We start from the raw sequence: 8,815 nt of genomic DNA, 5'->3' as shown, positions 1-8,815 counted from the left end.
ATTAAGAATGTGTAAAATTCGTCCACATAATATTTGTTGTAAACCGTTTTGTTGAAGCCGCTGATATCCGCATCTTCTTTCGGTACAAAGCCACCTTTGATGTATTTGGCATTCGCCCAAATAATCCCAACGATAGCGCCTGCTAAAGCAATACCCATCAACATAAATTCTTGAGTTCCCAAATGATGTGCTTCATGTTTGGCCGCTAAAATCGGTTCCAAGAAATGGTTCAACCACATACTGCCCGGTAAGTTAATCGCACCACCGATTACCGCTAAAACCGCTAAAATTACCAACGGAATAGTGATTAAACTCGGGCTTTCGTGTAAGTGGTGTTTTTGTTCTTCGGTGCCTCTGAATTCTTTGAAGAAGGTTAAGTACATCAATCGGAACATATAGAAAGCGGTCATGATTGATGCAATCGAAGCCACTACCCATAATACTTTGTTGTGTTCAAAAGCCACCATCAAGATTTCGTCTTTCGACCAAAAACCGGCGAACGGGAAAATACCCGCAATGGCTAAGGTTGAAATCATCATCGTCCAGAACGTGATTGGCATCGCTTTGCGCAAACCACCCATTTTTCTCATGTCTTGTTCGCCATGCAATCCGTGGATTACCGAACCGGAACCTAAGAACAAACAAGCTTTAAAGAAGGCGTGCGTGATTACGTGGAATACCGCTACTGTATAAGCACCTAAGCCTAAAGCCAAGAACATTAATCCCAATTGGGAAACGGTAGAGTAAGCCAATACTTTTTTAATATCGTTTTGTAATAAACCTATGGAAGCGGCAACTAAAGCAGTGGCAGCACCAACAATGGCAATAATGTGTTGGATATTCGGCGTTAAATCGAATAAGAAGTTCATTCTGGTTACCATAAAGATACCGGCGGTTACCATCGTCGCGGCGTGAATTAACGCAGAAACCGGTGTTGGTCCGGCCATCGCATCAGGTAACCAAGTGTATAATGGCAATTGAGCGGATTTACCACAAGCTCCGATGAACAAGCATAAAGCGGCAACACCAAGCATTACGGTATCCGTATTTCCGGCTGAAAGTGCTATTTTTATCTCGTTATAATTTAAAGTAGAAAACAAAGCAGCCATGATGAACATTCCAATTAAGAAACCTAAATCTCCAATTCTGTTCATGATGAATGCTTTTTTAGCCGCATCGTTATAAGGTTGGTTTTTATACCAGAATCCGATTAACAAATACGAACACAATCCAACGCCTTCCCAACCAATGAACATCACCAATAAGTTGCTTCCGATGACCAACGTAATCATGAAGAATACGAATAAGTTTAAGTAAGCAAAGAACTTGTGCATGTTCTCGTCATCGTGCATATAGCTGATAGAGTAGAGGTGAATTAACGAACCGATTCCGGTTACGAACAACAACCACAATAACGACAATTGGTCTAATAAAATCCCGAAGTCTAATTTGAAGTTGCTTACCTGAATCCAATCGAATAAAGCAATTTCAAACGGCTTTCCGTTTTGGTTCAATTGGGCAAAAAAGCAAATGCTTAATAAGAACGAAACCACTACAGTTAGCGTTCCGATAGCACCGGATACATTTCGGCTTACTTTTTTTCCAAAGAAAATATTGAAAAGAAATCCAACAAATGGAGATAAGAGTAATAGTAAAGCTAAATTTGTTTCCATCTCAGATTATCCTTTTAAATTCTTTAAATTATCGATATCAATCGACCCTAAGTTTCTAAATACAGAAACCAGAATCGCCAATCCTACGGCAACTTCCGCTGCGGCAACCGCCATCGAGAAGAATACAAATACTTGTCCTTCGGCGTCTTGGTGGTACGTTGAAAAAGCTACAAACAATAAATTCACCGCGTTCAACATGATTTCAATAGACATGAAAACGATGATGGCATTTCGGCGGTACAACACTCCGAAAACTCCGATACAAAACAAGAGTACCGAAAGGAAGATGTAGTTTTCTATTCCTATTTCATTTAAAATATTGTTCATTATTTTTTCTCTGTTTTTTCTTTTTTAGACAATAAAACCACACCAATCATCGCCGCCAACAATAAGATGGAAGCAAATTCGAATGGCACCATGTATTCGTTCAATAGTATTTTTCCAAGGGTTTTAATCGATTGGAAATCTTCGCCAGAAGTATCGTATTCGCCCATGATGGTTTTCGAATTGATAAAGATGGTTACCAAGACGATACTCATCAAAATGAAAACAACGATAGCGCCTAAACGGGTAATTCGGGGTTTATGGACTTCGTTTTCTTTATTCAAATTCATCAACATGATGGTAAAAAGGAAGAGTACCATAATCGCGCCCGAATACACTATAATGTGTACAATCGCCAAGAACTGTGCGTTGAACAACAAATAATGACCGGCAATAGAGAAGAAACAAAGTACTAAGTATATCGCACTGTGAATCGGGTTTTTACTGTAAATGGTTAAAAACGCCGTGGCCAACGTAATGGCTGCTAAAAAGTAGAAGGTAATTAAGATAGGCGACATTAGTTAGCGTTTTTAAGTTGAGTATTTTTAATAGCCATTTCTAAAGGCATCACCAATTTGTCTTTGCCGAAAATAAAATCTTCACGGTCGTATTGCGCGGGAACCAATTCTTTTGAAATCGTTAGGTAAATAGCGTCTTTCGGACAAGCTTCTTCACACAAACCGCAGAAAATACAACGCAACATATTGATTTCATAGATTTCGGCATATTTTTCTTCACGGTACAAATGTTCTTCGCCTTTTTTGCGTTCAGCGGCCTTCATCGTGATGGCTTCGGCCGGACAAGACAAAGCACACAATCCGCAAGCGGTACAGTTTTCACGACCTTGTTCGTCGCGTTTCAACATATGACGACCACGGTATACCGGACTAAAAGCACGGACTTGCTCCGGATAATGAATCGTTGCTTTTTTTCTGAAAAAGTGTTTGATGGTAATGAGTAAGCCTTTTACAATGGCTACTAAATAAAGGCGCTCCAGGAACGTCATTTCCTTATTGGAAACCTGTTTCTTTTTACCTGAAAGCGATATGCTTTGTATTGCTGTTGACATAGTTTCTTATTTAAAAGCTAAAATGCAAATTCCGGTTATTATAATGTTGACGATTGAAAGCGGAATTAAAATCTTCCAGCCTAAGTTCATCAATTGATCGTATCTGAAACGCGGGATGGTCCAACGCACCCACATATAGAAGAAGATAAAGAAGCAGATTTTGATAAATAAAACTCCGATTCCAATGAGGTTTGCAGTATTTACACCAACGTTGTCCACCATCCATTGCATACCCGGATAGTTGTAACCACCAAAATAAAGGATGGCCAAAATCGCTGACGAAATAAACATATTAGCGTATTCGGCAAACAAATAGAATCCCATTTTCATGGAAGAATATTCGGTGTGGTAACCCCCAATCAATTCCGATTCACATTCGGCTAAGTCGAATGGCGTTCTGTTGGTTTCCGCAAAAGCACAGATTAAGAAGATTAAAAAGCCAACAGGTTGGTAAAATACGTTCCAGTTCATTCCGGCTTGTTGTACAGAGATTTCTTTTAAGCTCAAAGTTCCGGTCATCATCAATAAAGCGATTACGGATAAACCCATAGCAATTTCATAAGAAACCATTTGCGAAGCGGCACGAACAGCTCCCATTAAGGAGAACTTGTTATTAGAAGCCCAACCTCCAATCATAATACCGTAAACTCCGATTGAGACAATGGCAAAAACATAGAGCAAAGCATTGTCAATATCGGTCGCTTGAAGCACTACATCTCTTCCGAAAATATGCAATTTGTCACCCCATGGTATTACGGCACTAGTCATTAATGCTGTGCTCATCGCAATCGCCGGTCCGACAAAGAATAAAAATTTATTTTTAGTATTCGGTTCAAATTCTTCTTTGGCGAATAATTTCATACCATCGGCCAAAGGCTGTAATAAACCACCCCAACCGGCGCGGTTTGGTCCGACACGATCTTGCAAAAAAGCTGCTACTTTACGTTCGGCCCAAGTGGAATACATCGCCATAATCATGGTAATGGCAAATACGGTTACGATAACCACACTTTTTTCTATGATGAAAGCACTATCCATTTTGCTTATCGTTTATAGGGTTACCGTCTATTTTTTCGTTGTAATCGATATCGGCCATACTGATTTTTTTACGGTCGATATCTCTACCTTGAAGGATGCCTTTTTCAGTTTCGATTACTACTTTATCTGTTTTACCAAAGTGTTTGTTTTGGTTGATTACCGAATCTTTTTCGAATTGACGCGGCCCTTCAATCACCCAATCAGAAACTTCTTTTTTGTCGAAACGACAAGTGTTACAGATGAAATCTTCTACTTCGTGGTATTCGTCTTTGCGAGCAGTTACTCTTTGAATTTCGTTACCGAACATCCAAAGCGTAGTTTTTCCGCAACAACCCGGCGTAGTACATTCTCTGTGAGCATTGAAAGGTTTGTTAAACCAAACTCTCGATTTGAATCGGAAAGTCTTGTCTGTTAAAGCACCTACCGGACAAACATCAATCATATTTCCGGAGAACTCGTTGTCGATCGCTGCCGAAACACAAGTCGAAATTTGCGAATGGTCACCACGATTTAAAACGCCGTGTACTCTTTTATCGGTTAATTGATCGGCTACTTCTACACATCGTTGACAAACGATACAACGGTTCATGTGCAACTGAATTTTATCTCCGATATCCTCGGGCTCGAAAGTTCTTTTTTCTTCCACAAAACGTTGTTGCAGTTTGCCGTGTTCGAAACTCAAATTCTGCAAATCACATTCGCCTGCCTGGTCACAAACCGGACAATCGAGTGGGTGATTGATCAAAAGGAATTCGGTTACGGCTTTACGGGCTTCGGCAACTCTATCCGACTTTTTGCTGGCTACTTCCATTCCGTCCTGACAACCGGTAACGCATGACGCTACCAATTTAGGCATTGGTCTTGGATCGGCTTCGCTACCTTTAGTAACGTCTACCAAACAACAACGGCATTTACCGCCGGTTCCTTTTAATTTAGAATAATAGCACATGGCCGGCGGAACAGATTCTCCACCAATCATACGAGCAGCTTGCAGGATGGTGGTTCCCGGTGCTACTTCAATTTCTTGACCGTCTATGGTTACTTTCATTTATATTAAGTCTTAACGTCTTAATGTCTTAATGTCTTAATGTCGAATTGCTCAACTCTATGACTTTATGACTTTTGACTGTCATTTAAATATTTTATAAATCCACTTATTAATTTTGAAATATCAGAAACATCATTAAATAATTCTTCAAATTCAATTTTTTCAATATAATTCAAATCTAATGCTAAATACAATTGCGATCGAACTTCTCCTGCGGATGCTTTAGCTATATACAAAAAATGTATAAATTCTTTATCTGTGTTCCTTTCAAAACCTTCTGCAATATTAGAAGAAATTGAAATAGATGCTCTTCTTATTTGTCTGACCAAATCAAAATCTTTTTTAAAATTTTGATTATCGGTTATTTCATAAATCCTTTTATTAAACTGTCTGGCTTTCTGCCAAGAATTAATTTCTTCAAAAGATTTAAATTTTCCCATTTACTTTATGACTTTTAGACTTTCGACATTAAGACTTGAGAAAACGGTTCGTGAACGAAATGGTCACGGTTCTTTACTTTTTCAGGGAAACGAATGTGGTATTCAAACTCGTCTCTGAAGTGACGAATTGCCGCAGCCACCGGCCATGAAGCCGCATCACCTAAAGGACAAATCGTGTTTCCTTCAATTTTGGATTGGATGCTCCACAACAATTCGATGTCTTCTTCGCGTCCTTGTCCGTTTTCAATTCTCCACAATACTTTTTCTAACCAACCCGTTCCTTCGCGACATGGTGTACATTGACCGCAAGATTCGTGGTGATAGAAACGCGAGAAATTCCATGTGTTGCGAACGATACAAGCTCTATCATCATAAACGATAAATCCACCTGAACCTAACATTGAACCTGTTGCGAATCCACCATCAGATAAACTTTCGTAAGTCATCAAACGGTCTTCGCCTGCAGCGGTTTTGTAGATTAAATGGGCAGGAAGAATTGGCACCGAACTTCCACCGGGAACTAGAGCTTTCAAAGGTCTGTCGGTTTGCATTCCGCCGCAATATTCGTCGGAGTTCATGAATTCGTAAACAGAAACCCCTAACTCAATTTCGTAAACCCCTTGGTTTTTGATGTTTCCGGAAGCCGAAATTAATTTGGTTCCCGTTGAACGACCAATCCCGATTCCGGCATAATCCGCCCCTGAATTGTTGATGATCCAAGGCACTGCTGAAATGGTTTCAACATTGTTGACTACAGTTGGATTTTGCCACAAACCTTTTACAGCCGGGAATGGTGGTTTCAAACGAGGATTACCTCGATTACCTTCTAAGCTTTCAATTAAGGCTGTTTCTTCTCCACAAATGTAAGCACCGCCTCCGATTTGAACGTATAATTCCAAATCGTAGCCAGAACCTAATATGTTTTTGCCTAACCAACCGGCAGCTTTCGCTTCGGCGATGGCTCTTTCTAAAATTTTGTAAACCCACATGTATTCGCCACGAATGTAGATGTAGGATAGATTGGCACCCAAAGCATAACTCGACGTAATCATTCCTTCTATTAATAAGTGCGGAATGTATTCCATTAAGTAACGGTCTTTGAAAGTTCCCGGTTCCGACTCATCGGCGTTGCACACCAAGTGTCTTGGATTGCCTGATTTTTTGTCGATAAAACTCCATTTCATTCCGGCCGGGAAACCTGCGCCACCACGACCGCGTAATCCTGAAGTTTTTACTTCTTCGACTACCTCATCCGGTGTCATTTTTTTCAGGGCTTTTTCCACTGAAGCGTAACCGCCTTCTCTGCGATACACTTCATAGGTTTTGATGCCCGGAACGTTGATTTTGTCTAATAATATTTTTCTTCCCATGATATTATTTATCGTGTAAAGTGATTTTTCCTTCTTTGCAATCAGCGATTAGCTGGTCTACTTTTTCTTTGGTCAAATGCTCTTGGTAGAAATCGCCCAACTGCATCATTGGTGCATAACCGCAAGCGCCTAAACATTCTACACCGCGTACTTCAAACATCCCGTCAGGCGTTGGTTCGCCAATGCCTACACCCAATTTTTCACAAGTATAATCCATCAAATCTTCTACGCCGTTTTGACAACAGGCAGCGGTTTGACAGAATTCGAACATGTATTTACCAATAGGTCTTTGGTTGAACATGGTATAAAAAGTCACTACTTCGTATACTTCAATCGGCAATATTTCTAAAATTTCAGCCACTTTATTTTGCAATTCAATGCTCAACCAGTTGTCGTGAGCGTCTTGCACTTCGTGCAAAACCGGCAATAAAGCAGATTTCTTTTTATCGGCAGGATAATGACTGATTAACTCATTGATGCGCGCCATCAACGGTTCAGTAATGTTTATCTCTTGTTTGATATGTGATCTTTCCATTGGTTTTATTTTAAATTTTGAATTGTAAATTTTAAATGTTTGGAATAATTTAGAATTTAAAATTCATCATTTATAATTTCTTTTAGGCGTCTAATTCGCCGGCAATTACATTTAAACTTGATAAAATAACGATAGCATCCGATAGCATTCCGCCTTTAATCATCTCAGTATACGCTTGGTAATAGATATAACAAGGTCTTCTGAATTTTAAACGGTATGGTGTTCTGCTTCCGTCGGTAATTAAATAGAATCCTAACTCACCGTTACCGCCTTCTACCGCATGATAGATTTCGTCTACCGGAACCGGCACTTCACCCATCACAATTTTGAAGTGATAAATTAAGCTTTCCATATTGGTGTAAACGTCTTCTTTCGGAGGCAAATAATAATCGGGTACATCGGCATGGATTGGTCCTTCAGGCAATTTTGCCAAGGCTTGTTTGATAATGCTCAAACTTTCCCAAACTTCGGCATTGCGCACGCAAAAACGGTCATAAGTATCGCCTGATTTTCCAACAGGAATATCGAATTCGAAATCTTCATAAGAAGAATACGGAGCCGCTTTACGAACATCATAATCGATTCCGGCAGCGCGTAAATTCGGGCCGGTTAATCCGTATTGCATTGCTTTTTCAGCTGAAATCGGACCAACGTTAACCGTTCTGTCGATGAAGATTCGGTTTCTTTCGAATAGGTTTTCGAATTCTTTCCAAGCTACCGGAAATTCTTCTAAGAAAGTGTTTAATTTTTTGAAGGCTTCGTCAGACCATTCTCTTTCAAAACCGCCTATTCTTCCCATATTGGTAGTTAAACGAGCGCCACAAATTTCTTCGTAAATCTCGTATACTTTTTCTCTGAATTGGAATACATAAAGGAATCCGGTATAAGCACCTGTATCTACTCCTAAAATCGAATTACAAATCAAGTGGTCTGTAATTCGGGCCAACTCCATTACGATAACTCTTAAATATTGTGCACGTTTCGGTACTTCAATATTCAATAATTTCTCAACAGTCATCCACCAAGCCATATTATTGATAGGCGAAGAACAATAGTTCATACGATCGGTCAATACGTTGATTTGGTAAAACGGACGGTTTTCGGCGATTTTTTCAAACGCACGGTGAATGTAACCCACAGTTGGCTCGGCATCTAAGATTCTTTCTCCGTCCATCAATAAGATGTTTTGGAAAATCCCATGCGTGGCCGGGTGTGTTGGTCCCAAGTTTAATATAGAGAGTTCGCTTCCGTCTTCATTGCGGGTCTTTTCTATAACTTTAGCATATCGATGCTCTGGTGATAATAATAAATCTGACAT

The 8,815-nt window shown here is 39.8% G+C and carries 10 protein-coding genes; all 10 read right to left on the bottom strand.

The window, feature by feature from the left end; genetic code table 11:
* The coding region (nuoL, locus tag ACIQ32_RS05395) for an NADH-quinone oxidoreductase subunit L (protein ID WP_396194667.1) at window positions 1-1,673 on the bottom strand (1,673 nt) is incomplete at its 3' end.
* A 6-nt stretch (window positions 1,674-1,679) separates the two neighbouring features.
* A complete protein-coding gene (gene nuoK / locus ACIQ32_RS05390; protein ID WP_131474937.1) occupies window positions 1,680-2,000 on the bottom strand; it encodes an NADH-quinone oxidoreductase subunit NuoK in 321 nt (106 codons plus the stop codon).
* On the bottom strand, window positions 2,000-2,515 hold the full coding sequence (locus tag ACIQ32_RS05385) for an NADH-quinone oxidoreductase subunit J (protein ID WP_324689184.1): 516 nt from the start codon (window positions 2,513-2,515) through the stop codon (window positions 2,000-2,002). The genes nuoK and ACIQ32_RS05385 overlap by 1 nt, the downstream gene beginning before the upstream one ends.
* Entirely contained in the window at window positions 2,515-3,066 is a 552-nt protein-coding gene (locus ACIQ32_RS05380) for an NADH-quinone oxidoreductase subunit I (RefSeq protein WP_176306919.1), read from the bottom strand. The genes ACIQ32_RS05385 and ACIQ32_RS05380 overlap by 1 nt, the downstream gene beginning before the upstream one ends.
* 6 nt (window positions 3,067-3,072) lie before the next feature.
* On the bottom strand, window positions 3,073-4,104 hold the full coding sequence (nuoH, locus tag ACIQ32_RS05375) for an NADH-quinone oxidoreductase subunit NuoH (RefSeq protein ID WP_396194666.1): 1,032 nt from the start codon (window positions 4,102-4,104) through the stop codon (window positions 3,073-3,075).
* A complete protein-coding gene (locus ACIQ32_RS05370; RefSeq protein WP_396194665.1) occupies window positions 4,097-5,152 on the bottom strand; it encodes a 2Fe-2S iron-sulfur cluster-binding protein in 1,056 nt (351 codons plus the stop codon). Before ACIQ32_RS05370 ends, nuoH begins: the two co-directional genes overlap by 8 nt.
* Window positions 5,153-5,217: 65 nt before the next feature.
* Entirely contained in the window at window positions 5,218-5,592 is a 375-nt protein-coding gene (locus ACIQ32_RS05365; protein ID WP_187659375.1) for a four helix bundle protein, read from the bottom strand.
* Between the two features lie 14 nt (window positions 5,593-5,606).
* Window positions 5,607-6,962, bottom strand: a complete 1,356-nt coding sequence (nuoF, locus tag ACIQ32_RS05360) for an NADH-quinone oxidoreductase subunit NuoF (RefSeq protein WP_396194664.1) — start codon at window positions 6,960-6,962, stop codon at window positions 5,607-5,609.
* Between the two features lie 4 nt (window positions 6,963-6,966).
* On the bottom strand, window positions 6,967-7,497 hold the full coding sequence (locus ACIQ32_RS05355) for a complex I 24 kDa subunit family protein (protein WP_396194663.1): 531 nt from the start codon (window positions 7,495-7,497) through the stop codon (window positions 6,967-6,969).
* Window positions 7,498-7,579: 82 nt separating this feature from the next.
* The gene (gene nuoD, locus ACIQ32_RS05350; protein ID WP_171221033.1) at window positions 7,580-8,815 is read right to left on the bottom strand and encodes an NADH dehydrogenase (quinone) subunit D; all 1,236 of its coding nucleotides are present in this window, start codon (window positions 8,813-8,815) and stop codon (window positions 7,580-7,582) included.

The sequence above is a fragment of the Flavobacterium sp. genome, assembly GCF_044373165.1.
Lineage (GTDB): Bacteria > Bacteroidota > Bacteroidia > Flavobacteriales > Flavobacteriaceae > Flavobacterium.
This window is presented reverse-complemented; position numbering and strand designations above follow the sequence as displayed.

Excerpts from the sequence above, each read along its gene's own strand:
- nuoK (WP_131474937.1), bottom strand. The coding sequence starts at position 2,000 with ATGAACAATATTTTAAATGAAATAGGAATAGAAAACTACATCTTCCTT.
- ACIQ32_RS05385 (WP_324689184.1), bottom strand. The coding sequence starts at position 2,515 with ATGTCGCCTATCTTAATTACCTTCTACTTTTTAGCAGCCATTACGTTG.
- ACIQ32_RS05380 (WP_176306919.1), bottom strand. The coding sequence starts at position 3,066 with ATGTCAACAGCAATACAAAGCATATCGCTTTCAGGTAAAAAGAAACAG.
- nuoH (WP_396194666.1), bottom strand. The coding sequence starts at position 4,104 with ATGGATAGTGCTTTCATCATAGAAAAAAGTGTGGTTATCGTAACCGTA.
- ACIQ32_RS05370 (WP_396194665.1), bottom strand. The coding sequence starts at position 5,152 with ATGAAAGTAACCATAGACGGTCAAGAAATTGAAGTAGCACCGGGAACC.
- ACIQ32_RS05365 (WP_187659375.1), bottom strand. The coding sequence starts at position 5,592 with ATGGGAAAATTTAAATCTTTTGAAGAAATTAATTCTTGGCAGAAAGCC.
- nuoF (WP_396194664.1), bottom strand. The coding sequence starts at position 6,962 with ATGGGAAGAAAAATATTATTAGACAAAATCAACGTTCCGGGCATCAAA.
- ACIQ32_RS05355 (WP_396194663.1), bottom strand. The coding sequence starts at position 7,497 with ATGGAAAGATCACATATCAAACAAGAGATAAACATTACTGAACCGTTG.
- nuoD (WP_171221033.1), bottom strand. The coding sequence starts at position 8,815 with ATGTCAGATTTATTATTATCACCAGAGCATCGATATGCTAAAGTTATA.